Source organism: Marinobacter sp. E2, assembly GCF_055755345.1.
Map to the genome: position 1 here is coordinate 1,641,872 of NZ_CM146911.1, position 22,244 is coordinate 1,664,115.

Below are 22,244 nucleotides of genomic sequence, written 5' to 3' on the forward strand. Positions count from 1 at the left end.
CGGCCATGATCGGCGATCGCAGTGTCAATGTGTTCTACGATGAAATCATGCTTGGGCATAACCCGGAAGTGGACCTGCCGTTTGTGCCCAGTCGCGTGGAGAAGCGTGTACGGACCATACTCGAGGGTCTGGACTTCAAATGGAGCTACCCGGAGCACCCGGGCCGCATCAGTGCGGTCAAGGACTACCTGGATGAAAATCCCATTGCCGGGGTGCAGTTTTGCAGCGGCGCCGAGGCTGCCACCTACGAGCAACTGGCCCGGGTTCACACCACCTCTTACCTGGACCACATCTTTTCCCTGGCCGGCAAACGGGCATGGCTCGACAAGGACACCACGGCGGTATCGCCCGACAGTATCCGGGCCGCAACCGCAGCCGCCGGTAACGCCATTGCCGCCGTGGAAAGTGTGGTGAACGGTGAGTGCCAGAGCGCGTTTGCCCTGATTCGGCCACCAGGGCATCACGCTGAACCGGTGCGTGCGCGGGGTTTCTGCCTGCTCAACAACGTCGCCATCGCTGCAGCCCACGCCCAGGCCAAACTCGGGTGTGAACGGATCCTGATCATCGACTGGGATGCCCACCACGGCAACGGAACCCAGGACATTTTCTGGGCCGACCCGGACGTGCTGTTTTTCGATACCCACTGCGCGGCGCCGTTCTACCCGGGGTCGGGGCATCTGGAGGAAGTCGGCGAGGGCCTTGGCGAGGGCTATACCATCAACGTGCCGCTGCCTGAAACGGCAGGGGATGTCGCCTTTGAGCGGGCATTTCGGGACATCCTGGTGCCGGCGGCGGATTACTTCAAGCCGGATCTGGTGCTGGTGTCCGCCGGCTTCGACCCCCACCGCAACGATCTGGCCATGAATCTGACCTACAACGGCTTCAAGATGCTCACCGGCATTGTGCAGGAGGTGGCCGAGACCCATGCCGACGGACGGCTTGCGCTGGTTCTTGAAGGGGGCTACAGCCTGAGTTCACTGTCCCGGGGCGTGCACGCGGTGCTTGAGGTACTGGCCGGAGGGGACGTGCCGGAGGTGCGGGAGATCGGTGTTGCGGAAGTGGAGGAGGCCGCGGAGTTCCACCGCTCGGCGTTCAGTGACGACAATGAATGATTGCAGCCAGTTCCAGAGCCCAGAATCTGGGCCATTCTCCTCAATCCCTTAACCGTCCCCAAGACATCTACCGCGGCGTCGTGGAGTGGGTACAGTCATGAACTGCGTGTGCCTCCGGATGCACCACTTGCGAAAAAGGCTCGTAGTTTAGTTCAGGCTTTCCCGGAAACACACAGGCAGAAGGAACGACCGTGTCCACCCGCGTACAAATGAACGACATTTTTCTGGAGTACCCGACCGAATCCGGCAAGGTCGCGGTGCTCAATAAGGCTTCGCTCACCGTGCCGCCGGGGGACACACTGGCGATTACCGGTCCCTCGGGCAGTGGTAAAACCTCGCTCCTGCTGCTGCTTTCGGGGCTGCAACGCCCAACCAGCGGTGAAATCGTGGTCGGCGATCAGCGCCTGGGTGACATGGATGCCAACGCATTGGCGGACTGGCGTAGCGAATACCTGGGCATTATTTTCCAGTCTTTCCATCTGCTGCCGGGACTCACGGCCCTCGGCAACGTGAGCCTGCCGCTTGAGATAGCGGGCGCGGAGCACCCCCGCGAACAGGCCCTCGACATGCTCGAAGCCGTGGGACTGAGTCATCGGCTGCAGCATTACCCGAGCCAGCTGTCGGGCGGGGAGCAACAGCGTGTCGCCATCGCCAGAGCACTGGTACACAGGCCGAGCCTGCTGCTTGGTGACGAACCCACCGGGAATCTGGACCGGGAGACCGGCGAGAAAGTGTTGTCGCTGCTGTTTGATCTGCACAAGGACAGCCAATCCACGTTGGTGCTGGTAACCCACGATGAACGGGTAGCCGAGCGTTGCCAGCACCGGGTACGCATGGACGCTGGGTGTCTTCATGAAGCCTAGCGCCTCCCGCAAACCGGCCTGGATGCTGCGATTTGCCATCGCTGATCTGCGCTCGCGCATCTCGGCGCTCAGGGTGTTTCTGGCCTGTCTGATTCTTGGGGTTACCCTGGTGGCGGCCACCGCCAGTCTGTACCGAGTGATCGAGCAGAGCCTGCTGGCCGATACCCGCGCTCTTCTTGGCGGCGACGTGGAACTGGAAGCCAGCGAAGCGCTCCCGCCAGAGGTGCGAGACTGGATTGAGGCCACGGGCCGTCTCTCGCTGGTTCGGGAATTCGACACGATTGTCTCCGGCAGTGACGGCGAAGGCTTTTTCCGTGCGGAAATCCTGGTGCCAGACGATGCCTATCCGCTTTACGGTGAGCTGGAGCTGAGCCCGAACCAGTCGCGGCAACAGTTGACCGCGAAAAACAATGGGCAGTGGGGCGCCTTGATCGACCCGCTGCTGGCCGAGCGGCTGGGGCAGGGCGTTGGCGACGACATCCAAATTGGCGCTGCGATCTTTCGCATCACCGGGCTGATTCAGGCACAACCCGACAGAAGCCTGAACGCCAACTGGCGTGGCTTGCCCGTCATCATTGCCAGCGAAGCGGTAGACGCCACCGGCCTGATTCGTCCTGGCAGCCGGGTGGATTACGAGTACCGGATACAGACCAACCGCAACCTCGAGGACTGGCTCCAGGCCTTTGAACAGGCCTTTCCTGATGCCCGCTGGGAGATAACCACCTTTGCTGAACGCAGCGAGCGGATTTCCGAGCGGCTGGACCAGATTGCCACTGCGCTCATTCTGATTGCCTTCACCACTCTGTTCATCGGCGGGTTGGGCGTGGCCAACAGCATTCATGCCTATCTCGACGAAAAACTGGGCACCATCGCCACCCTGCAGACTCTGGGCCTGCGCCGGAAGCCGCTGGTGTGCATTTACCTGTTGCAGATTGGCATTCTGGGCACGCTGGCCGGGCTGATTGGCGGCGGTATCGGGCTGGGGCTGTCGTCCGTGGCGCTCCACGTGGCTGGCGATGCGTTCACCGCAGGCGGTTCGGCGGGTGCGGCAAATGTGCTCTCGCTCTGGGTTATACCCTTGCTGTTAAGCTGGGTGTTCGCCGTGCTGACGGCCTACGTGTTTGCATTGCCGGCCCTGGCGCGAGCGCTGGCTGCGCCGCCGGCAGGTCTGTTCCGGGGCCAGGTGGAGGCGGCACCCAACGAGCCCCGTAGCTGGCGACGGGCGAGTTACGGCCTGCTGGCGTTTTACATCACAGCAACGCTTCTGTGGCTGCCTTCGCCGCATCTGGGGTTTCTGTTCCTGTTGGCGGTGATGGTTCTCTGGGCTCTGCTGGAAGGCCTGATCAAGGGGCTGCGAAAAGGCGCCAAGGCCCTCGAAACGGCAGGTTTTGCCGACGGGAAGTTCACCCGCAGGCTTGCCCTGGCGAACCTGCACCGGCCCGACTCGCCCCTGCGGGCCACGCTGCTGTCGCTGGGCACAGCCCTGACTCTTGTTGTGGCCTGCACCCTGATGGTGACCACGCTGTTGCGCGCGCTGGAGACCACCATACCCGAGCAGGCGCCCGCGCTGATTCTGTACGAGGTGTTCCCGGATCAGCGGCAACCGCTACGGACAGGGCTTGCGCAACTGGATAGTACCAGCCAGACCGAGCTGTTACCGCTGGTGCGGTCGCGACTGTCGACCATCAACCAGCAACCCATTGCCCGGGTACTGGCCGACGACGCCGATGCCCGGCGCGAGGCTATGGGAGATGAATACAAGCTCAGTTACCTGTCGGGAAATCCGGAGGGCCTTGAGCTGGTGGAGGGCAACTGGTGGACTGAACCCGCGCCACGCGGACAGTCGGCGTTCATGGCCATGGAAGACCGGGAGGCCTACCAGCTTGGCCTCGGGATTGGCGACCAGGTGACGTTTACCGCGCAGGACAAGACTATTACCGCGGAAATTCGCGCCATTTACCGGCAAAAGGGGCTGCAGACGCGCTTCTGGTTTGAGGGCATTCTGCAGGATGGCGCCCTGGACGGACTCATCAGTCTGAACGTGGGCGCGGTTTATCAGAGTGACGAGGCGGCGAAGCAATCCCAGCGCTGGCTTGCGCAAAACCTGCCGAACGTCATCACGCTCCGCACAGCCGACTGGTTGGCGACAGCCGGCAATCTCCTGAACAAGGCGGCAGCAGGACTGGCCGCAGTGGCGTCTGTGAGCCTGTTGGCAAGTCTGCTGGTGCTTTCCAGTGTGGTAAGCGTAAGCCGGCGACGACAGTTATACGAGGCCAACCTTCTGCACTGCCTGGGTGCCCGGCACGAGACCATCCGCACCTCCCTGCTACTGGAGACCTGTTTGCTCACCCTCCTGGCCACGGTGTTTGCCACTGGCCTGGGCGCGCTGATTGCATTGCCGCTGGCGGATCAGGTGCTGAAACTGCCAGCCGCCGATCTGTGGTGGCTGGGCATGCTTGTTGCGGGCACGGTCAGTGCTCTGGCCCTGCTGGGCGGGCTGTTGCCAACCCTCAAGGCCATGCGCCTGAATCCGGCCGTTTTACTGCGGGAAGGCTAGTTTTGCGGCCAGGATTGGGGCCTGCCATGCAGGTGCTGGAAAACGCAGGGAAATCGGCAATTTATATGATTAATGCAATATTTTTTTGATCTTACTGGCTGGAATTCGTCGTTTTGGTTCGTGAAATCGTTTTGTGATGGCAAAATTTAGGAAAATTCACTACGCATTTGCCTATTTCAAGACATTTTACTAAAACTTCTGGGGTAGCATTTATACGTATGCTTTCTGCACATAGCGCGTGATGTGTAGGCATATCGGTCAGAAACCTTTCGCCCACAAAAGAAAAAGAGAGAAACACTATGATTCGCAAACTTGCACCGCTGGTATTTGCTTGTGCTGCAGCCGCTCCAATCAACGCAACAGCCGACCAGCTGGATACCGTGATTCAGCGTGGCACGCTGAACTGTGGCGTGGTTCTTGATTTCCCACCCATGGGCTATTTTGACGAAAACAACAACCCGGCCGGGTTCGATGTGGATTACTGCAACGACCTGGGCGAGGCGCTTGGCGTGGACGTGAACGTGCTCAACCTCACCTGGGGTGAGCGGATTCCCTCTCTGGTTTCCGGCAAGACTGACGTGGTTATTGGCTCCACCTCCGATACTCTCGAACGCGCCAAGACCGTAGGCTTCACCTACCCGTACTTCGTTTTCAAATTCCAGGTGATTGCTCACGAAGACAAGAACATTCAGTCCTTCGAGGACCTGAAGAACCTGAAGGTTGGCGCCGCGCTCGGCACCACCTACGAAACCGAGTACCTGGCCTACGCAGAGCAGCAGGGCTGGGGCAAGGACAACTACACTTCCTTCAAGTCCGAGAACGATGCCTACCTCGGCCTTTACCAGGGCAAGGTAGACGCCATCATCTCCACCAACACCAACATTGCCACCAAACTGCGCAGTGAAGAATTCGAAGACTTCGTGGCCGGCCCCTACGTGCCCAACTACGACGACGTTGTTGGCATCATTGCCAAGCGTGATGAGGTGGCCTGGATCAACTACCTGAACCTGTTCCTGGTGCGTCAGATTCGTGATGGCAACATGAACGAAGCCTACAACAAGCACTTTGGCACCGATGTACCTGCCGATCTGATCAAAACCCTGAGAGACAACAAGTAAGCAACGGGCGACAGGGCGGCTGCCGATCGGGCGGTCGCCCCGAAGTATTGATGCCAGCGCCGCCGTGGCGGGCTGGTGGTCGAGTTTCCTTCCATTCATAAAATGGCAAAGGTATGGACTACGAATTTCACTGGAACGTTGTGTTCCAGAACATGCCCCAGTTGCTGAACGGCGCCTTCGTTACCCTGCACGTTTCCGTTCTCGCCATGCTCCTGGGCATTGTCATCGCCATCCTCCTGGCGATTGCCAAAATGAACAACACCAAGTTCTTCAGCCAGGTCGCGACGGTGTGGGTTGAAATTGCCCGGAACACGCCGGCTCTGTTCCAGATCTACATGGCGTATTTCGGCCTGGGGGCATTTGGCATACACCTCAGTCCCTATGCGGCGGTTCTCAGTGCGCTGGTATTCATCAACGCCGGTTATCTCACGGAAACTTTCCGTGGCGGCTTCCAGTCAATTCCGAGCACCCAGTACAGTGCGTCCAAATCCCTGGGCATGACCAGCTTTCAGTGCTACTGGCACATTATCCTTCCGCAGATGCTGCGCCGTATCTATCACCCGATGACCAACCAGTTCGTGTGGTCGATCCTGATGAGCTCGCTGGGCATTCTGGTGGGCATGAGCGAGCTGTCTGGTACCACCCAGCGGTTGCAGTCACTGAGCTTCCGGACTCTTGAGTTCTTCATTGTGGCGGCGGTTATGTATTTCATCATCACCAAGCTGGTGCTGTTTGGTTCATCGCTTCTGGCGCGCAGACTCTTCAAGGGGGAAATCTGATGGGATCTCTATTCACACCCCTGTCCTGGAGCGATAGCGGCCTGATCCTGACGGGTGTCTGGAACACGGTCATCATCTCGGTACTGGCCATCGTTGTGGGCACCGTGCTGGGCCTGATCGTGGGTTTTGCCCGGGCTGAGAGTAATCGATGGGTGAACATGCTGTTTGGCGGCGTGCTGGACGTGCTCCGGAGCGTGCCGCTGATCATCCAGCTCATTCTGTTCTCCACCTTCATGGGTGCCGCCGGGAGCCCGCTGGCGCCGTTCGTAGCGGGGTCCATCGTGCTCTCGCTGTACACCATGGCCTTCATGAGCGAGGTATTCCGCGGCGGCTTCGAGAGCGTGAGCCCGTCCATGCAGACAGCGGCCCGTTCCCTGGGCATGACCAAGTGGCAGACCATCTATCACATCCGGCTGCCCATCGGCCTGCGTGCGGTGTTCCCGTCCTGGCTGGGCGTTTCCCTGAGTGTGATCAAGGATTCGGCCCTGGTGTCAGTGATCGGCTATATGGAACTGCTGCGCACCTCGGAGCAACTGATTTCAAGAACCCAGCAGCCGCTCGAGATACTCATCGGCGTTGGTATCTTCTACTTCATTATTTCGTACCCGCTGTCCTACTACGGCCGGTATGTTGAGAGGAAAATGGCAATATGATCAGCGTCCAGAATGTCCACAAATCCTTTGGCGATCTTGAAGTCCTGAAAGGCGTCAGCCTGGATGTGCAGAAGGGCGAGGTAGTGAGCGTTATCGGGGGCTCTGGTAGCGGCAAATCCACCCTGCTTTACTGCATCAACGCCATTGAAACCATCAACAGCGGCAAGATCCTGGTTGACGACGTGGATGTCCACGCCAGGGACACCAACAAGGACAAGCTGCGCCAGAAGCTGGGTATGGTTTTCCAGCAGTGGAATTCCTTCCCACACATGACAGTGCTGGAAAACGCGGCGCTGGCGCCCCGGATCGTCAAGAAGATGAGCAAGGAAGAGGCGATGGAGATCGCCAAGAAGGAGCTGGAGCACGTTGGCCTGGGGGACAAGCTGGATGTGTACCCAACCAAGATGTCCGGCGGCCAGCAGCAGCGCCTGGCGATTGCCCGTGCCATGGCCATGAGGCCGGATTACATGCTCCTGGATGAGGTTACTTCGGCCCTGGACCCGGAGCTCGTGGGCGAGGTGCTCGACACCCTGCGCATGCTGGCAGAAGACGGCATGACCATGATCTGTGTGACCCATGAAATGGGTTTCGCGCGGGATGTTTCCGACCGGGTGGCGTACTTCCACCAGGGCGTGATTGCCGAGATCGGCGAAGCCAGGCAGGTGATTACCGATCCCCAGAATCCGCTGACCCAGAAGTTCCTTTCCAAGGTGCGTTAACCGATTCAAAGAAAGTCGCCACGGCCGTGGCGCTGGTTGGAGGAGTCGTTGGACCCGCTTCTCCAACCATTTTTTCCTATCCCTTGTGCGTTTCCGCCTAGCCCATCGATTGGCGTATGACGCCCTCCACGGCCTCCCGAGCCAGTACCACCGGGTTGGCCTTCATGGAGGATGAGCTGGCCGCTGCGTCCGCTGCCGCAACCACCTGTTCTTCAGTCACGCCAAGGGTTGCCAGGCCGGGCAGGCCGTTCTCGTCAATCCAGTCGCGGAACACCGTCAAAGCCTGCCCTGGCGAAGTTTCGAAAGCCTCGGCAATCCACCCGACCACCCGATCAATCCTTGCCCGCTGCTCGTCTGTTTCGGCGTGGTCGCGATTTACGGCAATGCCTGCCGGAAGGAGGGCGCCACAAATGGCGCCGTGGGGTGCCCCAATGAGCCCGCCTAAAGGCCCGGCAATACCGTGCACCACGCCCAGTCCCGAGTTGGCGAGGGCCAGGCCGCCAAACAGGCTGACATGGGCCATGGTATCCCGGGCGTCTTCCGATTCGCTCGCCATAAGCTGTTTGAGGGCCTGCAAGCCACGTGGAATGGCTTCAATGCACAGCATGTCGGTAAACGGCGTGGCCCGGGAAGAAAGGTACGGCTCAATCACCTGGGTGACCGCATCCAGGCCCGAGTGCAACGTGACAGACCTGGGGCAGTGGTCAGTCAGCGCGGGGTCTACCAGGGCCAGGTCTGGCAACAGACGGTTATCCCGGAGACTGACCTTCCGTTGAGCCTGCGGGATATCCACTACGGCGTTCCTGGTGACTTCGGCACCGGTGCCCGAGGTGGTTGGCACCAGAATCAGTGGCAGCCGGTCAGCTTTGAGAGGCAAGCCTTTGCCCACCACCTCCAGGTGATCCATCAGCCCGGAGGGACTGGGCAGCATGGCCGCCAGCACTTTGGCTGAGTCCATCACAGAACCGCCACCAATGCCCAGAACCAGATCCACGCCAAGGCTTTTGCCCGCAGCGATGGCGGCAGAGAGCGTATCAAGATCCGGCTCCTTGCCAATGGACAGGGTCTGGACCACTTCAATGTCGGCCAGCGACTGGAATACCGGGCTCAGTCGCTCAGGACTGCGGCCATGAACCACCAGTGCCCGTCGGCCCATCCGGCTGGCACGTTCGTTCAGTTCGGCCATCCGGCCGCGACCGAAAACAATTTCTGCTGGCGTGAGGACATTGAAGGCGGGTGTCATCGTGATTCCTCGATCTGAAAGCGATTAGTGTACAAAAAGCCTGTGCTCGGGGCCCTGCTCTCAGTTGCGGCCCGCAAGCACCTGATAGATACGATAGGCGGCTGCTTCTCCGCCCAGTCTGTCCGGCATTAATTCACCGGGTTCGGCCTGCCTGAAGGATTCCAGCTGGTCTGCGGGCAAGTGGCTTTCTGACCAGTATTCCAGAAGCTCCAATACCCGCTTTTCGTCGTTGCTCCGGAAACCGGGCCAGTAGACGTAGGGCACCAGATCCGGATTGCGAATGAAGAACAGGGCGGTCTGGTCAGGGTCGTTGGTTACGTCGCCCCGCAGCCCGAAGGTGAAGCGGTGCCCGGCACTGCCTTGGAAGGTGACGATCAGGCTGTTGTCCTGTTCGATAAAGCGCGCGTCTTCCACCGCGATGGGTTCCACCAGTTCGGGCACCGAGGTGATGTAATACTGAAAGCCGAGGAAGGCGAGCAGCACTGCAATCAGTGCTGCCAGAGCAAGGGATTTGAACATTGAGCAGGATCCGAACCGGTTACATGGCCCTGGCAAACAGGCCAAAGGGCAGTGACTTAATCACGTAGCTCAGCGGTGTCCAGGGCCACCAGGGTACGTAGGCGCGGCGCTTTTCTGATTCGATGGCCTTCACCAGGGCTTTGACGCCGGTTTCCAGATCTACCCGGAAGGGCGCGTTCTTGGTATCCCGGTTGATGTCGGTGAGGATGTAGCCGGGCAGGATGTTGCTGACATTGATGGGCTTGCCCCTGGTGTCGAGCTGCAGGCCCTCGGCGAGAGAGGCGACGGCGGCCTTGGTTGCAGCGTAAACGTTGAGAGGACCCCGGAAACCACGCACGCCACTCACCGAGGACATCAACACGAGGTGACCGCTGTTCTGCTCACGGAAGATTTCCATGGCCGCCTCGCTCTGGGCGATGGCGGCTACGAAGTTGGTTTCAGCTGTCTTTCGGTTAGCTTCAAACTGTCCGCGGCCAATGGGCTGTGAGCTGCCGATTCCGGCGTTGACAACCACCCGGTCGAGGCTGCCCAACTCCTCGCGGAAGCCACGAAATACGTCGAATACCTGCTCGTAATCGCACACGTCCAGACCGCGCACCAGTACCCGGATGTTCGGGTGGGCCTGTTGGAGTTCCCGCTGCAGGGCTTCCAGCTTGTCCGCCCGTCGCGCACAAAGCGCCAGGTTACAGCCCTTGGCCGCCCATTCGCGGGCCATGCCTTCGCCCAGGCCGGTGCTGGCGCCGGTAATCAGAATGTTTTTCCGCATGTGGTACCTCTGGTCCATCAAGTCGATGGTGCCCAGACTACCACGATTGGCCGGGATTGGAATTGGCGGAAAAACAGCCCGTTACCGGCGCTTCTGCGCTATTCCACCAGCGCCGTAATTTTTCAGAGACGACCGTTGGTTTCCGGGGTACGTGGGCGTGATTGCCTGGTAAGCGCGGCAAGATATCAGCCAGGAAGTCAGGAAGCCCGCGGCGCGAACATGATGATCGCCATACCTAGCAGTGCCACTCCGGAGCCCACAAGATCCCAGACGGTTGGCCGGATACCGTCGATGGCCCAGAGCCAGAGAATGGCCATGAAAATATAAACGCCGCCATAGGCTGCATACACCCGGCCGGCTGCGGTGGGGTGCAGGGACAATAGCCAGGCGAAGGCGGCCAGGCTCAGGGCACCTGGCACCAGCAGCCAGATACTCTTGCCCTCACGAAGCCAAAGATAGGGCAGGTAGCAGCCGACGATTTCAGCAAGTGCTGTGACGAGAAATAGCCCAACGGTTTTCAATTCAGGCAAAACGGCTTCCTCCGGTCTCACTCTGGCGGCGCACAACAATCGGTGCCTTGCTGAATGGGTGGGCAGGGTACGGTGCCATAGGAGCAGAAAACGCAGCAGTCGCCCGACTTGGGTTTCAGCAAGTGTCCGCAGGACTCGCACGCGTAAAAGTACTGGCAGCTATCCGTGGGCATGGTCTCCGTTTTCTGGTGACCACAATGTGGACAGGTGAGGGTGGATTCCAAAGTGATGTTGGTCATTACTTTGCTCTCCTTTTAGTGCGCCGGTTGCTTTAGCGCCTCTTCCAGCATTTCAAGGCTCTCTGGCCCTGCTTCCAGCCGCAGGCAACGTTCCGCATCATGTTCCCATAATGCCGCCGACCTGAGGTGCAGGTGCACTGTGACCGACGCCTCGAACGACTCGTCGAGCAGACCGGCAGGCACCCAGACCAGCTCCTTGCCTCTTAGAGGATTGGGCACCGGGCTGCCGCAGGCAGAACAGAAGTCGCTGCGATAGCCGGTGGACTTCTGAAACGACGAAATCTTCTGCTGGCCGGAAAGCCAACGAAAGCGTGTGCTTGGCACAAAAGTGGCGGCATTGGCTGCCGATCCCGTTGCCTTTCTGCAAAGGGAGCAATGGCACTGGTAAAGGTTAGGGAGGTTACCCTCGATCTCAAATGCAACGTCCCCGCACAGGCATTCGCCTTTCATGGAGTTATCCTTGGTTCGCTCACAGTCGGAAGCTGATGGGACACTAGTCTATCGCACAAAGATCCGATGGCGCCCGGTCAATCTTATGAATAGTCGAGGTTTTACCGGCAATGGGTACGATGAGAAACCCTGTGCCGGCGAAGGCTGTTGATTGGCTGATACGACCCTTGCCAGACGCATCCAGCCCAAGTTCGGTGCTGCTTGTCGCGAGGCCAATAAACGGATTGCCGGGTTCCCGGGCGCCCGAGGCCAGGAAGTCGCGATTCAGCTCAATGCGCCCGTCCCTGAAATGAAAGTGTTTGCCTTCCTCGAACCGCGATTCCTGTAAAACGGCGTTGTCCCGAATGGCCGAAGCGATCAGGCTTGAGCCACTGCCGCTGCGAATGGCCACCGCCTCCGGTAGGGATTCTGCCGGGAACTGTCCGGGCCAGAGGATGGAAGTCAGGCACACCGGTGACGAGCCGTCAGAGGGGCTGCTGCAGTTTTTATAGCAGCCGGCGAAGGTCTCAAGCTGAGCGACGGACGCGAAACCGGTGTCGTTGTCGGGCGCCTGAGTTGTAGAACAGCCGGCCAACGCCAGCAAAGGTAAAAGAAACAAGCCTTGCTTCATGGAGTTCCACCAGATCCGGAGCGGTCTCCGTAAGCATAGACCGACGCCCGTTCTTCAGGGAAGCAAGCCGAATCACGGCAATCAGCTCAGGATTTTACCCACCGATCGCCTTCCTTGTGGTATTCCTTCTTCACCGCTGCCCAGGCCACCTTGTGGGCAGTTTCCTCCCGGCTGGCGTTATCGCGTCGGTCTTCCGGGTCCTCGTATTCGTCCCAAGCGGAATTGAAGGCCTTACGGTAGATTTCCTGAGCCTTCTCCGGCAGGTTGTTACGAACACTGGAGGGTAATTCAGTGTTGCGATGATAGGGCATTGGTCTACCTCCTGCGTTGTTAGATCCAACGACGTACCCGCTGCATGTAGGCCGTGAATTCCTCTCCGAAGATTTCCCCGAGCGCTTGCTCCTCCGGAGCTATCTGGAACCGGTTCATATACGCGACAAAGAAAGGAACGCCGAGCAGCGCCCAGGCGGACGCAAGGAACACGGCCCAGGCCGCGAGCACAAGGGCAAAACCCACGTACATGGGATTGCGCGAATAGCGGTACACCCCGGAGCTGACCAGTGCAGAACTTGCCTCGGGTTTGCGAGGATCCACGGTGGTTTTTGACGTCCGGAAGGCCATTACCCCGGAGAGGGCAAACAGGATGCCCAGCAGGAACAGGATACCCGCGATTGCCAGCCGAAGTGTTTCACCCACATCAACGCGAGGGGCAGAGACCGCGACAAGCCACATAACCAATCCCACGATCAGCACCAGTGCGACCGGGGGCACGCGTTTTTCCAACAGGTTTGCTTTCACGATTAAACGGTTCTCAAAGATGGTGGCACCAGCGAGTCAGCGAAGCTGGCTGTCCTTACTGCCACGACGGTTAATGCCGCTTGACCGGCCATTTTGCTTCTCGCGGGCTGACTGGCAGTCAATGCACAACCGAACACCCGGAATGGCCTTACGCCGGGCCTCGGGAATCCTGGCGCCGCACTCGTCGCATTCCCTGGCGCTCTCGCCTTTGGCCAGCTGGCTGCGAGCGCGCTGGATTTCATCCTCAACACTTGCATCAATCTGTTCCTGAACCGCACCATCACGGGACCATCCACCTGCCATGAGCCCTCCGGAATCTGGATGACGGAAACCACTCAACGGTATCATTCGAACGTGGGCGCTCAAAGATAGCCGACAACCAACAAGGAAACACCATGTCGTACATCAGCCAATATACACCTGAAACGCTGAGCCGTGACGAGTTGGATCAGACCCAAGGCCCGATGGTAGTGGAATTCGGCACCAACTGGTGCGGGATCTGCCGGGGGGCACAGACGGATATAAAAGCCGCCCTGGACGACCACCCGAGTGTTGCGCACCTGAAGGTTGAGGATGGCAAAGGCCGCAGGTTAGGGCGGACCTTTGGTGTAAAGCTCTGGCCAACGCTGGTATTTCTGCGGGACGGGCAGGAGGTTGCCCGGGTAGTGCGCCCGCAGAGCAGTGAAAACATCGAAGAGGCCCTCTCAAAGATTGCTTGAAGCGGGACCATTCGACCTGCATTGCTATTTGCGATGCAGTGCCTTATACCGCTCCTCCAGCTCGGCACGAATCGCACGGCGCTCCTTGCCGTTGGCAAAGCGCCGGATCTGATTGTCGGTGCGGGGCACCAGCTCTGGCACCTCCACCGCTTTGCCGTTGTCATCCACTGCCACCATAGTAAAAAAGCAGCTGTTGCTGTGTCGCACCAGCTTGTCGCGGATGTTCTCGGTGACCACCTTGATGCCGATCTCCATGGAGGTTCGGCCGGTGTAGTTTACACTGGCCAGAAAGGTGACCAGCTCGCCCACGTGGATGGGTTGCAGAAACATCACCTGATCCACCGAGAGAGTCACCACATAGGTGCCTGCGTACCGGCTGGCGCAGGCGTAGGCCACCTCATCCAGGTACTTCAGCAGGGTGCCACCGTGCACGTTGCCGGAAAAATTGGCTTTGTCCGGCGTCATCAGTACGGTCATGCTCAGGCTTGTTGAATTGGGTTCCATGGCGCTTCTCTGGTGGTTTGTTATCCAGTATAGGCGCCAGTCTGGCGGATGGTGGCAGTAAATATGTAGACAGCGGCTCCGCTCAGCGTTGCGGTCGAAGTGCTGACTTCACGGGTTCGAAATTACCATTTGCATAGGCTTGAAGTTCTGCGAAAACCTCATCAAATGAGAGGTTCCGGACCCATTCCGAACGACATCGACCGGCCAGCTCCATGGCTTTCATGAACTGTTCCCGGGAGAACACGAACGAGCCGATCAGCGTTTTCTGCTCGCGGATCAGGCGCGAGAAATCCACACTGAGTGACTGCGATGCAAAGCCAAGGAAAACGGCCTTTCCTCCCTTCCGGGTGCGCTGAAGGCATTCTGCTCGGGATTGCTCGCTGCCAACTGTATCGAAAACAACATCGAACCCGGTATTGAACCCGTGAGCAACCTCGCTGGCGCCCAGCGCCAAAGCCGCCTCAAGCCGGGTCGGCGATGGATCGGAAACTGCTATCGATACACAGCCTTGATGATGTGCTATGGCCGCTAGCCCCAATCCCAGTGAGCCAGCGCCGATAATCAAGACAGAATCCGTGGGTTTGGGTTGCGCTCGTTCCCACGCATTGAGGGAGTTGGCGAACGGCTCGATGAATGAGGCCTGCTCCCAGCTCAGAGATGAGGGTAGGGGAACCAGAGCAGACTCCGGAACCGCCACCTGTTCCGCGAACCCTCCGGGTGATTGAACGCCAATCAGGCGCCAGTCATCATAGAGTTGGGGTTGGTCCTGAAGACAGTAAAGGCAATTCCCACAACCCGATAATGGGAAAACCGCGACGCGGTGGCCGGATGGCGTTGTTCCACACAGGCCGTGCCCCATGATGTTCGGCAGAGGGCGGAGCCCCGGGTTCTGAAACGCGGCAATTTCGCTGCCGCCGATGCTGGTGATTTCAACGTTGATAATGACTTCACCGCAAGCAGCTACCGGCCAAGCCAACGTTTCAAGGCTCAGTTCTCCTGGCCCTCTGAGTAGCAATGCTCTCATCCGCTCTTGAACCCCATGTAACGAGATGATCCTGGCACTACCGGCGTGCCGTAATCGGATTCGGCTAGTCAGGCTTTATCGGGCACAGCTTCCGACCTGCCACCACCCCGAAGCACCAGATAAAGCAACGGTCCTGCGGACACAAATACGGCGGTCACCACGAAAAACGGAAGCAGATAACCCCATCCTTTGCCCCGTCGTTTTGCATCCTGATACATCCAGATGCAAGCCAATGCCGCGAGAATGTAGAGATCGATAACAACTTGCGCGGTATCGGGGCTGGACATTAACTGGGCGCCGAAAGCCAGCAGCGATTGCTCGGCCCCCGCCATGACCCAGAAGGTGAAGCCCATAAACAGACAGAGAACGATGAGGGGGAGGGTTGATACTTTCATAATCTTCCTTGATCAAATTTTGCAGAATTCAGAGGCCGCCCGTTCCCGGCCTCAGGGATTTTCCGTGTACTGGGGCAGGTCGTCGGTAATCTCAAACCACGGGGCCTTGTTGCCAACGTAAACGTGCCGCTGCGGCTTAACGCCCGGATCCGTGTCGAGGGTGCCCATGGGGAATCCCAGCACTTCCGGATGGGCATCAAATTTCGTGTAGAGACTGGAGCCGCAGTTGGAGCAGAAGGCCTTGTGTTCGCCTGGCGACGACTCGTAGAAGGTGAGCAATGCCTCACCTTGCACCGTGTGCCAATCTGCCGACTTTACCTTTGCGCGGGTGCGGAAAGCGGACGCATGAAGTTTACGGCACATGGTGCAGTGGCAGTTCAGAACATCGGTCAGGGGACCATGGATCTCGTATTTGACGCCGCCGCAGAGGCAACTGCCGGTTTGGGTCATTGAATTATCTCCTGTTGTTTCCCGTGAGTCGGATGTCAGCAGCGATCTGCTTAAGGGATTCGCCACTGAGAAAATCGGAATCAATTCTGAGTAGCTTCCCGTCTTCGCCAATCACAAAGAGAAAGGCCTTCTTCCCATGATCCGAGTAGGCAAGGGAATAGCTGCCCTGGCTCCAGGTGGCGACCTTTCGGTCAGTGACAAAGTTTTCCTGCATCGCTTTTATCAACGTTTGATCACACTGGTTTGAAGCTGTCGCAAAGAAAACAGCTCTGAAGAATGTGCCTGGTGTGCAGCCGTAATCCAACGTTTGATCGTGCGTCATATCAGTGAATGCCAGGAACCGCTTGCCAGGCTTATCACCATATCTGAAGGCCAGAAGTTTCAGGCTGTCACCAATATCACCAACAAGCGTAAAGCCAGCCGGGATGCTGAATTTTAAATCCGAGTAAACAAGTTCGATGCGACTATCTGCTTTGACGGCAAAGGAGAGAGCGAAAGCAGTGGCGATCAGAATAAGCCTGAACATATCAAATTCCTTTCAGGGCCATGTGGATCTCAGAGCGGAAGTTCTGGCTGACTTGAAGCTTGCAGATGCGATAAGTCTCTTCATTACCGGAGACAATATTCTTACCAATGCCTGCAACCTGCTTGACGATGTAGGAGATACCCGGCTTGCCACCGCTGGGTCTGGGCACCAGGTCCATGGAGGCGGAGCAGGATCGCGATTCAGAGACCGCGATGTAGACGACCTCAGCGGATCGCTCATTGACAGATTCTGGTGAGGCGGTGCCATCGCCCCAGAAAAAGTTGATGGCAGCAGAGACGTACTCACGTTCACTGTGATCCATGATCCAATTCCTTTTGCTTGCTTGGAGACATTGTCCTCCTGGACGCTTTTCAAATTAACAAATGACGGTGGCCAGAACCAGTTGGTCTTTCGTTTTATCAGCCAGTTGAGGGTTCCGTCACGAAGTCCTTTGGATCGACGACTGATCCAGGTTGAGGACGCATTCGATGTTGGCTTTGGCCAACCTAACCATCGCCCTCAAAACTCACCAGATCCACATCCGCCGCTTCTTTACGCAACGGAACCAGTGCCTGATAGGCCGGGGAGTTGTGCCATCCCGCAACGGATTTCGCATCCGGGAAACGGATAACCACCGTATCGGTGTGCCGGTAGTCCCCGCTCAGTACCTTCGCCTGTTTACCCCGGAGTACCAGTTCCGCACCCCAGGGTACCAGCGTTGCAGGCACCTCGCTGCGGTATTCTGCCCATTTTTCGGGGTTCTTCACGGTGATGTTTCCGATTACATAAGCCGTCATTGTTGTTCTCCAGTCACTGAGTAAATCATCCGAGCTTGCTTACCGCGCGCTTGCTCGTCTTGAAACCACAGTATATGACCTCAGGGACGGTGGTAGGCATTCATACATTCGTTCGCGAGAAGGAGGTCTTGATGCAATCCAGCATCGACATCGTTGATCAGAACGTAAAGACCATAAACACCTGGCTCAAGGACATCTCGACTGAGCTGGACGCCATCAGTGAAGAGGAGGCGTGGGCGCGACTGAAAGCCGTGCTGCAAACCCTCAGAGACCGCATTACGGTCAACGAAGCGGCCGATTTTGCAGCCCAGTTACCGATCCTTGCCCGGGGGCTGTTCTTCGAAGGCTGGAAGCCTGCGGAAACGCCGCACAAGTGGCGTGACAGGGAGCAGTACCTGCAGGCGTTTGAGCAGACCATCGACGGTGATGTAGACGCCGAGCAAACCCTGAAAGCCGTGTTGAAAGTGCTCGATCGCCACCTCGACAGCAACGAGCTGGCCGAGGTCAGGAAAATGCATCCGAAGGAAGTCTGGGACCTCTGGCCCCAGTAATCAGGGTTTTCGAGAAAGCCCGAGTTTCTTGGGCGGAATAGGCTTTTCCTCCGCTGTTTCGCAAGGATTGCCTATTCCCGCCTTTGTCCGTCAGGCAATCGAATCGACGACACCACCGTCCACCCGCAGTGCGGCGCCGGTAGTGGCTGATGATAGGGGAGAGGCCACGTACACCACCAGGTTGGCGACTTCATCCACTTCCGCCGGGCGCTGGATGATGGAGCTGGGCCGTTCGGCTTTCACGAAGTCGATGGCGGTGTCCTGGATGCTCTTGCCGGATTGTTCGGCGGCCTCCTTGAGCATGCCTTGCACACCTTCCGACATGGTCGGTCCTGGCAGTACGGCATTGACGGTGACGCCGGTACCGGCCATGCGCTTGGCCAGCCCGCGGGACACCGAGAGGTTGGCTGTTTTGGTAAAGCCGTAGTGGATCATATCGGCCGGGATGTTCAGGCCAGATTCGGACGAGATGAAAATCACCCGGCCCCAGCCGTTCTTCTCCATGCCCGGAAGATATGCTCGCGACAGGCGCACGCCAGACATCACGTTGACGTCGAAAAAGTGCTGCCAGTCATCGTCCGGGGTATCGAAAAAGTCCTGCGGGCCGAACAGACCGACATTATTCACCAGGATATCGGCGCTCGGCTCGGCATCCACCAACGCCTGACAGCCCTCAGCCGTACCCAGATCGGCAGCGACCCCACGAACCTTTGCGCCGGGCGCGGTCTTCTGAACTTCGGCCACGGCGGCATCCACGTTCGACTGCTTGCGGCCGTTGACCACAACCGTGGCCCCGGACCCGGCCAGTCCCTTGGCAATGGCCAGGCCGATGCCCTGGGTGGAGCCGGTGACAATGGCCGTTTTACCGGTAAGTTCAATGTTCATCGTAGACCTCCTTCGTGCTTTCTCAGCCAGGCCTGAAAAGGCGCCGCCGAGTTCTCGATTTCAATGTGACACAACCCCAACTGCTCCGGGTTTACGGGGTGAATTTGCCCGTACAGCTGCTCGGCAATGTTGCCATCGGCAAAGCCGGCCCAATTGGCCGTTTCCTGGGGTGCGGCGAACACAATTCGGGGAATGCGAGCCCAATGGGCCGCCGCCAGGCACATGGGGCAGGGCTCGCAGCTGGCGTACAGGGTGGCTTCGGGCATGTGGGCGTTACCCAGCGCCTGGCCGGCAAGACGTATCGCCGCAACCTCCGCGTGGGCGGTGGCGTCGCAATCCTGCTTCGCCCGGTTGCCCGCCCGGGCAATTACTCTGCCGTTTTGAACCACCACAGCACCGAACGGGGCGCCGCCCTTGTCGACGGAGTCGATGGCCAGTTGAACGGCTTGCTGTAGAAAGGCTTTGTCTGTGTCGTCGATCAGGGGATCGCTCACGTTTGGCCTCCGATTGGGGTTGGCGCTTGCCTGGATGAAAGAGTAGATCTCTTGTGGCTCAGTCGCGACTTACGCTCGGGAGGATAGAAACAGATCTGTCCGGGTTTACCGTTACTGGTATCCCGGCGAGAAACCCCATCACTCGATTCACATGGCGTAAAAACCAGCCGCAACCAGGTTTAACGCCATCATGACGAAATCTGTGATGAAGATAAAAAGCATCAGGCCCTTAACCTGCCATACGCCGCCACCCCTGCGATTTTGAATCGCAATCGGCACATTGAAAATGAACTGTGAGCCATGAGCAATCGCGAAGACGAACAGTAAAATCGACCTTTGGGCATCGCTCGGAAACAGGTCCAGGTTGGTTAACAACAGAATATTCAAAACAGCAAACGCGAAATTGAAACCACCCAGAAACCGGCCCGATTCGGCCAGAATGTCGAAGACGGGTGTATCCCTGTGTTCCTTGGGCACCATGATCTTCGCGAATATCCGGTGGCGAATTGAGAAAGTATGGAAGCCCATTGCGAACCAGACGGTGTTAACCAATAGAATCATTTCCAACATAAACGTGTTTCCCTACCTTGTTTTGTTTCGGTTGCCGGTGCTGACAATTATCCCAATGCCCGGCGAATACGCGGATCTTCGGAATCTCGTTTCATTCACTCTGACCGAGGTACCGAATCATTGCGAACCTCTGAAGCTGAACACCATCGCGTTCCACTGTCTGGGCTTCCACCACCGAGAAACCCCTGGATTCAAAAAAGGGACGGGCTTCGAGGCTCGCATCTGTTGTCAGCGTTCGGACGCCTTTGCCAAGAAGGCCTTCTACGGCAGCCTCATAGAGCAACGATGCGACTCCTCGACGGGAGAACGCCGGCGCAGTGAAAAGGAACTCAATGTGGCCGCCGGTGGTGAAAGAGATAAAGCCCGCCATGGTGCCATCAGACTCTGCGATTAAGGTTTCCACCTTTGCCAGCCGGAATCGCCATTGCTCCAGGTCCGGAGCTTCCGGCGCCCATGCGGCCCGTTGCTCTGGCGTATAGCTGCGGGCCGCGAGCTGATGGACCGAATCGGTAAACAGGGAAACGATGGAGGGTAGGTCGGTTTCGGCGGCGGTTCTGAGGCTCAAAGGCTGGTTCATACAACTCTTCTAAAATAGATGTGGTCCGGGACGGCCATTCAACTGGCTGGTTAAATGCCGTACTCACGCTCTACCCTCGCAATACGAACCCGAAAGGTGGAGTACCATTTTTGGTGGCCCAATCGCTGAGCCTCTCGATGCTCGGCGTTCTGTTTCCAATTGGTGATGGACTCCAAGCTTTCCCAATAGGATACGGTGATACCCAAATCCTCCCGGACAGACTCCATACCCAAGAAGCCCGGTTGGGTTGCTGCCAACTCAACCATCCTCTCTGCCATTTCCCCGTAACCATTGTCGCCCTCGGTGCGATGGCTACTGAAAATAACCGCGTAATACGGCGGCTCAGGAGTTTTGGCTATCTCTGACATAGATTCCTCTAGGCATTAACGCCCGCAGCATGCGCGGCTTTGGAATGGAGGCGAAGCCGCAATGCAAAAGACGTCGCCATGCCTGCGATTGTTACGGAGCACTTGACGCTGACGCAAAAATTATTTTTTCAGCCATATACCTAACCAAGGGGACAAACTCATGAACTAATTCCTCTGACTCGGTTAAGGGGATATGGCAATCCTCTCGCGTGTATCGATCACTAGAATGAACAAGCGAATTCCGAATATGCTTAATTATTCTCGCACTGTTTGAAAGTGCATGGCCAGATTTTGTAGAAATAACACAATCTTCTCCGAAAATTGGCCTTTTGTTGGTATATACTTTTTTGTCTGCCTCTTTCTCAACCAGATTTATGAAGTCTATGAGTTCTTCTTCATTAACGTATTTTTGAAGAACTGCCCTCAGCATTTCTGTCTCATCCGACTTTTCTTTATGGCTGCCTATAGTTGTAATCAATCTATCGATGTTTTTTTGTGTTGGTCTAAATTCAGGATTGTTGATTTGGCCTCTGATTTTATTATATAAACTTTCGTCTGAAACTTTCAAAAAGTTGTATTCAAGTATATGATAAAAAGCCAAAAATGCTTGGCTAGGAAAAAGACTACTCCTGGCTACTTTATAATACCTAACTAAGTTTTCATCATATGTCGCCAAAGGTATATTTAGTTCTTCGTCTGGATCATCGTCATGAAATTCAATTTGGATTCTTTTCTTAGGCTTCAATGGCTCCCAGCACTCACCTTTTTCGTAGGAAAGCTTAAACAAGCAAGCCGAGATTGATTTGTTTGCTTTATCAAAAAGAAGACTTTTGTCTGTATTTGATGAAACTTCGAATCGGATGGTTCTAGGCTGCCACAAAAAGTCATCTACAGACTTGAAAGCTCTTAATCCTCGATTTTTTAGTCGTCGCTCAATAATGGCTTCAAAAAAGCGTTCATATTCCTCTGAGTTAAAAAAAGCCAAACTAAACTTCTTTGTCGCCCTATCAATAATGACCTTACCATTTCGATTCGATGAGAACTCATAGTTCGCATTACTGAATACATTTTGATTAAGTCTGCCTATCGGTCTTTCAAACGATTTTGGTGACCAAAATACTCTGTCATCTTCTTCGTAATGGTGCCGCCTTGAACGATAATATCCACGTATGGCAGTCTGCCAATCTCCTTCTACCGCAATTTTTTTTGATTCACCATCGTACTTTAAAGTCAGATCATTGCCTTCAACAACAATATCAAAACCAAATACTTTGAGCCTTTCAACAAAATTCTCCATACTCACACAGCTATTCCCTGTCTTCGTAACAGTTAATTAAACGTCAACTGACGTCTATCCAAATGCGGCTATTTCAAGTTCTGGTTGATCCCCCTGATCAGGTTTCCCTTCTATATCTTAGCGATACCAAA

General features: G+C 57.0%; 32 protein-coding genes. 9 read left to right on the forward strand and 23 right to left on the reverse strand.

The annotated features are described in order from the left end of the window. Positions 1–5: 5 nt before the first annotated feature. The 7 genes from AC0J1C_RS07445 to AC0J1C_RS07475 all read left to right on the forward strand — a co-directional run bounded on the left by AC0J1C_RS07445 (position 6) and on the right by AC0J1C_RS07475 (position 7,801). Positions 6–1,112 (forward strand): histone deacetylase, encoded by a 1,107-nt coding sequence (locus AC0J1C_RS07445; RefSeq protein WP_375193695.1) that lies wholly within the window; start codon positions 6–8, stop codon positions 1,110–1,112. Between the two features lie 209 nt (positions 1,113–1,321). Further along, positions 1,322–1,975, forward strand: coding sequence for an ABC transporter ATP-binding protein (locus AC0J1C_RS07450; RefSeq protein ID WP_375193724.1), 654 nt, complete (start codon positions 1,322–1,324; stop codon positions 1,973–1,975). Continuing rightward, a complete protein-coding gene (locus tag AC0J1C_RS07455; protein ID WP_473046261.1) occupies positions 1,965–4,532 on the forward strand; it encodes an ABC transporter permease in 2,568 nt (855 codons plus the stop codon). Before AC0J1C_RS07450 ends, AC0J1C_RS07455 begins: the two co-directional genes overlap by 11 nt. Positions 4,533–4,831: 299 nt before the next feature. Further along, positions 4,832–5,650 (forward strand): transporter substrate-binding domain-containing protein, encoded by an 819-nt coding sequence (locus AC0J1C_RS07460; RefSeq protein ID WP_375193697.1) that lies wholly within the window; start codon positions 4,832–4,834, stop codon positions 5,648–5,650. 113 nt (positions 5,651–5,763) lie between these two features. After that, positions 5,764–6,429, forward strand: a complete 666-nt coding sequence (locus AC0J1C_RS07465) for an amino acid ABC transporter permease (RefSeq protein ID WP_375193698.1) — start codon at positions 5,764–5,766, stop codon at positions 6,427–6,429. Continuing rightward, positions 6,429–7,082: an amino acid ABC transporter permease gene (locus AC0J1C_RS07470; RefSeq protein WP_375193699.1), complete on the forward strand. Its 654-nt coding sequence runs from the start codon at positions 6,429–6,431 to the stop codon at positions 7,080–7,082. The genes AC0J1C_RS07465 and AC0J1C_RS07470 overlap by 1 nt, the downstream gene beginning before the upstream one ends. Further along, complete coding sequence (locus tag AC0J1C_RS07475) at positions 7,079–7,801, forward strand: amino acid ABC transporter ATP-binding protein (protein WP_091984693.1); 723 nt, start codon at positions 7,079–7,081, stop codon at positions 7,799–7,801. Before AC0J1C_RS07470 ends, AC0J1C_RS07475 begins: the two co-directional genes overlap by 4 nt. A gap of 97 nt (positions 7,802–7,898) precedes the next feature. Here AC0J1C_RS07475 and AC0J1C_RS07480 read toward each other — a convergent pair whose 3' ends face one another. The 10 genes from AC0J1C_RS07480 to AC0J1C_RS07525 all read right to left on the reverse strand — a co-directional run bounded on the left by AC0J1C_RS07480 (position 7,899) and on the right by AC0J1C_RS07525 (position 13,259). Next, positions 7,899–9,044: an iron-containing alcohol dehydrogenase gene (locus AC0J1C_RS07480; protein ID WP_375193700.1), complete on the reverse strand. Its 1,146-nt coding sequence runs from the start codon at positions 9,042–9,044 to the stop codon at positions 7,899–7,901. A gap of 60 nt (positions 9,045–9,104) precedes the next feature. Further along, a complete protein-coding gene (locus AC0J1C_RS07485) occupies positions 9,105–9,563 on the reverse strand; it encodes a hypothetical protein (RefSeq protein ID WP_375193701.1) in 459 nt (152 codons plus the stop codon). A gap of 19 nt (positions 9,564–9,582) precedes the next feature. Then, positions 9,583–10,329 (reverse strand): SDR family oxidoreductase, encoded by a 747-nt coding sequence (locus AC0J1C_RS07490; protein WP_473046263.1) that lies wholly within the window; start codon positions 10,327–10,329, stop codon positions 9,583–9,585. Between the two features lie 197 nt (positions 10,330–10,526). Beyond that, a complete protein-coding gene (locus tag AC0J1C_RS07495; RefSeq protein ID WP_375193703.1) occupies positions 10,527–10,859 on the reverse strand; it encodes a YnfA family protein in 333 nt (110 codons plus the stop codon). A gap of 17 nt (positions 10,860–10,876) precedes the next feature. Further along, a complete protein-coding gene (locus tag AC0J1C_RS07500; RefSeq protein WP_473046265.1) occupies positions 10,877–11,098 on the reverse strand; it encodes a GDCCVxC domain-containing (seleno)protein in 222 nt (73 codons plus the stop codon). 15 nt (positions 11,099–11,113) lie between these two features. Beyond that, positions 11,114–11,548 (reverse strand): GFA family protein, encoded by a 435-nt coding sequence (locus AC0J1C_RS07505; RefSeq protein ID WP_473046266.1) that lies wholly within the window; start codon positions 11,546–11,548, stop codon positions 11,114–11,116. Positions 11,549–11,591: 43 nt separating this feature from the next. Continuing rightward, entirely contained in the window at positions 11,592–12,158 is a 567-nt protein-coding gene (locus AC0J1C_RS07510) for a hypothetical protein (protein ID WP_473046267.1), read from the reverse strand. Between the two features lie 86 nt (positions 12,159–12,244). Beyond that, positions 12,245–12,469, reverse strand: a complete 225-nt coding sequence (locus AC0J1C_RS07515; RefSeq protein WP_091984718.1) for a ChaB family protein — start codon at positions 12,467–12,469, stop codon at positions 12,245–12,247. Positions 12,470–12,488: 19 nt separating this feature from the next. Continuing rightward, complete coding sequence (locus tag AC0J1C_RS07520) at positions 12,489–12,929, reverse strand: methyltransferase family protein (RefSeq protein WP_473046269.1); 441 nt, start codon at positions 12,927–12,929, stop codon at positions 12,489–12,491. A gap of 63 nt (positions 12,930–12,992) precedes the next feature. Continuing rightward, the gene (locus AC0J1C_RS07525) at positions 12,993–13,259 is read right to left on the reverse strand and encodes a DksA/TraR family C4-type zinc finger protein (RefSeq protein ID WP_473046271.1); all 267 of its coding nucleotides are present in this window, start codon (positions 13,257–13,259) and stop codon (positions 12,993–12,995) included. 92 nt (positions 13,260–13,351) lie between these two features. On the opposite strand from AC0J1C_RS07525, the gene AC0J1C_RS07530 reads away from it, so the two are divergent. Further along, positions 13,352–13,675: a thioredoxin family protein gene (locus AC0J1C_RS07530; RefSeq protein WP_473046272.1), complete on the forward strand. Its 324-nt coding sequence runs from the start codon at positions 13,352–13,354 to the stop codon at positions 13,673–13,675. Positions 13,676–13,699: 24 nt separating this feature from the next. Here the strand turns inward: AC0J1C_RS07530 and AC0J1C_RS07535 are convergent, their stop codons facing one another. The 7 genes from AC0J1C_RS07535 to AC0J1C_RS07565 all read right to left on the reverse strand — a co-directional run bounded on the left by AC0J1C_RS07535 (position 13,700) and on the right by AC0J1C_RS07565 (position 17,371). Beyond that, complete coding sequence (locus AC0J1C_RS07535; protein ID WP_473046274.1) at positions 13,700–14,179, reverse strand: acyl-CoA thioesterase; 480 nt, start codon at positions 14,177–14,179, stop codon at positions 13,700–13,702. Between the two features lie 82 nt (positions 14,180–14,261). Continuing rightward, positions 14,262–15,203, reverse strand: coding sequence for a zinc-dependent alcohol dehydrogenase (locus tag AC0J1C_RS07540; RefSeq protein ID WP_473046275.1), 942 nt, complete (start codon positions 15,201–15,203; stop codon positions 14,262–14,264). A 68-nt stretch (positions 15,204–15,271) separates the two neighbouring features. Next, complete coding sequence (locus AC0J1C_RS07545) at positions 15,272–15,598, reverse strand: DUF2834 domain-containing protein (RefSeq protein WP_473046277.1); 327 nt, start codon at positions 15,596–15,598, stop codon at positions 15,272–15,274. 51 nt (positions 15,599–15,649) lie between these two features. Next, positions 15,650–16,048: a GFA family protein gene (locus AC0J1C_RS07550; RefSeq protein ID WP_091984744.1), complete on the reverse strand. Its 399-nt coding sequence runs from the start codon at positions 16,046–16,048 to the stop codon at positions 15,650–15,652. 4 nt (positions 16,049–16,052) lie between these two features. Next, positions 16,053–16,574, reverse strand: a complete 522-nt coding sequence (locus AC0J1C_RS07555; protein WP_473046279.1) for a hypothetical protein — start codon at positions 16,572–16,574, stop codon at positions 16,053–16,055. Between the two features lies 1 nt (position 16,575). After that, positions 16,576–16,896, reverse strand: coding sequence for a hypothetical protein (locus AC0J1C_RS07560; RefSeq protein ID WP_473046280.1), 321 nt, complete (start codon positions 16,894–16,896; stop codon positions 16,576–16,578). A gap of 184 nt (positions 16,897–17,080) precedes the next feature. Continuing rightward, positions 17,081–17,371, reverse strand: a complete 291-nt coding sequence (locus AC0J1C_RS07565) for a DUF1330 domain-containing protein (protein ID WP_091984753.1) — start codon at positions 17,369–17,371, stop codon at positions 17,081–17,083. Positions 17,372–17,502: 131 nt separating this feature from the next. Between AC0J1C_RS07565 and AC0J1C_RS07570 the strand changes: the two genes are divergently transcribed. Continuing rightward, entirely contained in the window at positions 17,503–17,922 is a 420-nt protein-coding gene (locus tag AC0J1C_RS07570; RefSeq protein ID WP_473046282.1) for a DUF2267 domain-containing protein, read from the forward strand. Positions 17,923–18,012: 90 nt separating this feature from the next. Here AC0J1C_RS07570 and AC0J1C_RS07575 read toward each other — a convergent pair whose 3' ends face one another. From AC0J1C_RS07575 to AC0J1C_RS07600, 6 genes are all read right to left on the reverse strand, one after another. Continuing rightward, a complete protein-coding gene (locus tag AC0J1C_RS07575; RefSeq protein ID WP_473046283.1) occupies positions 18,013–18,807 on the reverse strand; it encodes an SDR family NAD(P)-dependent oxidoreductase in 795 nt (264 codons plus the stop codon). Beyond that, complete coding sequence (locus AC0J1C_RS07580; protein WP_473046284.1) at positions 18,804–19,301, reverse strand: nucleoside deaminase; 498 nt, start codon at positions 19,299–19,301, stop codon at positions 18,804–18,806. The genes AC0J1C_RS07575 and AC0J1C_RS07580 overlap by 4 nt, the downstream gene beginning before the upstream one ends. Before the next feature lie 147 nt (positions 19,302–19,448). Further along, entirely contained in the window at positions 19,449–19,871 is a 423-nt protein-coding gene (locus tag AC0J1C_RS07585; RefSeq protein ID WP_473046285.1) for a hypothetical protein, read from the reverse strand. Between the two features lie 91 nt (positions 19,872–19,962). After that, positions 19,963–20,448 carry a GNAT family N-acetyltransferase gene (locus AC0J1C_RS07590; protein ID WP_473046286.1) on the reverse strand — a complete coding sequence of 162 codons (486 nt, stop codon included), beginning with the start codon at positions 20,446–20,448 and terminating at the stop codon, positions 19,963–19,965. A 50-nt stretch (positions 20,449–20,498) separates the two neighbouring features. Further along, complete coding sequence (locus tag AC0J1C_RS07595) at positions 20,499–20,816, reverse strand: antibiotic biosynthesis monooxygenase family protein (RefSeq protein ID WP_473046287.1); 318 nt, start codon at positions 20,814–20,816, stop codon at positions 20,499–20,501. 91 nt (positions 20,817–20,907) lie between these two features. Further along, positions 20,908–22,119 (reverse strand): hypothetical protein, encoded by a 1,212-nt coding sequence (locus tag AC0J1C_RS07600; protein WP_473046288.1) that lies wholly within the window; start codon positions 22,117–22,119, stop codon positions 20,908–20,910. Positions 22,120–22,244: the final 125 nt, after the last annotated feature.

Excerpts from the sequence above, each read along its gene's own strand:
- AC0J1C_RS07570 (WP_473046282.1), top strand. The coding sequence starts at position 17,503 with ATGCAATCCAGCATCGACATCGTTGATCAGAACGTAAAGACCATAAAC.
- AC0J1C_RS07475 (WP_091984693.1), top strand. The coding sequence starts at position 7,079 with ATGATCAGCGTCCAGAATGTCCACAAATCCTTTGGCGATCTTGAAGTC.
- AC0J1C_RS07535 (WP_473046274.1), bottom strand. The coding sequence starts at position 14,179 with ATGGAACCCAATTCAACAAGCCTGAGCATGACCGTACTGATGACGCCG.
- AC0J1C_RS07530 (WP_473046272.1), top strand. The coding sequence starts at position 13,352 with ATGTCGTACATCAGCCAATATACACCTGAAACGCTGAGCCGTGACGAG.
- AC0J1C_RS07565 (WP_091984753.1), bottom strand. The coding sequence starts at position 17,371 with ATGACGGCTTATGTAATCGGAAACATCACCGTGAAGAACCCCGAAAAA.
- AC0J1C_RS07455 (WP_473046261.1), top strand. The coding sequence starts at position 1,965 with ATGAAGCCTAGCGCCTCCCGCAAACCGGCCTGGATGCTGCGATTTGCC.
- AC0J1C_RS07595 (WP_473046287.1), bottom strand. The coding sequence starts at position 20,816 with ATGTCAGAGATAGCCAAAACTCCTGAGCCGCCGTATTACGCGGTTATT.
- AC0J1C_RS07505 (WP_473046266.1), bottom strand. The coding sequence starts at position 11,548 with ATGAAAGGCGAATGCCTGTGCGGGGACGTTGCATTTGAGATCGAGGGT.
- AC0J1C_RS07510 (WP_473046267.1), bottom strand. The coding sequence starts at position 12,158 with ATGAAGCAAGGCTTGTTTCTTTTACCTTTGCTGGCGTTGGCCGGCTGT.
- AC0J1C_RS07450 (WP_375193724.1), top strand. The coding sequence starts at position 1,322 with ATGAACGACATTTTTCTGGAGTACCCGACCGAATCCGGCAAGGTCGCG.
- AC0J1C_RS07470 (WP_375193699.1), top strand. The coding sequence starts at position 6,429 with ATGGGATCTCTATTCACACCCCTGTCCTGGAGCGATAGCGGCCTGATC.
- AC0J1C_RS07465 (WP_375193698.1), top strand. The coding sequence starts at position 5,764 with ATGGACTACGAATTTCACTGGAACGTTGTGTTCCAGAACATGCCCCAG.
- AC0J1C_RS07540 (WP_473046275.1), bottom strand. The coding sequence starts at position 15,203 with ATGAGAGCATTGCTACTCAGAGGGCCAGGAGAACTGAGCCTTGAAACG.
- AC0J1C_RS07560 (WP_473046280.1), bottom strand. The coding sequence starts at position 16,896 with ATGGATCACAGTGAACGTGAGTACGTCTCTGCTGCCATCAACTTTTTC.
- AC0J1C_RS07525 (WP_473046271.1), bottom strand. The coding sequence starts at position 13,259 with ATGGCAGGTGGATGGTCCCGTGATGGTGCGGTTCAGGAACAGATTGAT.
- AC0J1C_RS07445 (WP_375193695.1), top strand. The coding sequence starts at position 6 with ATGATCGGCGATCGCAGTGTCAATGTGTTCTACGATGAAATCATGCTT.
- AC0J1C_RS07485 (WP_375193701.1), bottom strand. The coding sequence starts at position 9,563 with ATGTTCAAATCCCTTGCTCTGGCAGCACTGATTGCAGTGCTGCTCGCC.
- AC0J1C_RS07575 (WP_473046283.1), bottom strand. The coding sequence starts at position 18,807 with ATGAACATTGAACTTACCGGTAAAACGGCCATTGTCACCGGCTCCACC.
- AC0J1C_RS07585 (WP_473046285.1), bottom strand. The coding sequence starts at position 19,871 with ATGTTGGAAATGATTCTATTGGTTAACACCGTCTGGTTCGCAATGGGC.
- AC0J1C_RS07490 (WP_473046263.1), bottom strand. The coding sequence starts at position 10,329 with ATGCGGAAAAACATTCTGATTACCGGCGCCAGCACCGGCCTGGGCGAA.
- AC0J1C_RS07550 (WP_091984744.1), bottom strand. The coding sequence starts at position 16,048 with ATGACCCAAACCGGCAGTTGCCTCTGCGGCGGCGTCAAATACGAGATC.
- AC0J1C_RS07555 (WP_473046279.1), bottom strand. The coding sequence starts at position 16,574 with ATGTTCAGGCTTATTCTGATCGCCACTGCTTTCGCTCTCTCCTTTGCC.
- AC0J1C_RS07500 (WP_473046265.1), bottom strand. The coding sequence starts at position 11,098 with ATGACCAACATCACTTTGGAATCCACCCTCACCTGTCCACATTGTGGT.
- AC0J1C_RS07515 (WP_091984718.1), bottom strand. The coding sequence starts at position 12,469 with ATGCCCTATCATCGCAACACTGAATTACCCTCCAGTGTTCGTAACAAC.
- AC0J1C_RS07590 (WP_473046286.1), bottom strand. The coding sequence starts at position 20,448 with ATGAACCAGCCTTTGAGCCTCAGAACCGCCGCCGAAACCGACCTACCC.
- AC0J1C_RS07480 (WP_375193700.1), bottom strand. The coding sequence starts at position 9,044 with ATGACACCCGCCTTCAATGTCCTCACGCCAGCAGAAATTGTTTTCGGT.
- AC0J1C_RS07460 (WP_375193697.1), top strand. The coding sequence starts at position 4,832 with ATGATTCGCAAACTTGCACCGCTGGTATTTGCTTGTGCTGCAGCCGCT.
- AC0J1C_RS07545 (WP_473046277.1), bottom strand. The coding sequence starts at position 15,598 with ATGAAAGTATCAACCCTCCCCCTCATCGTTCTCTGTCTGTTTATGGGC.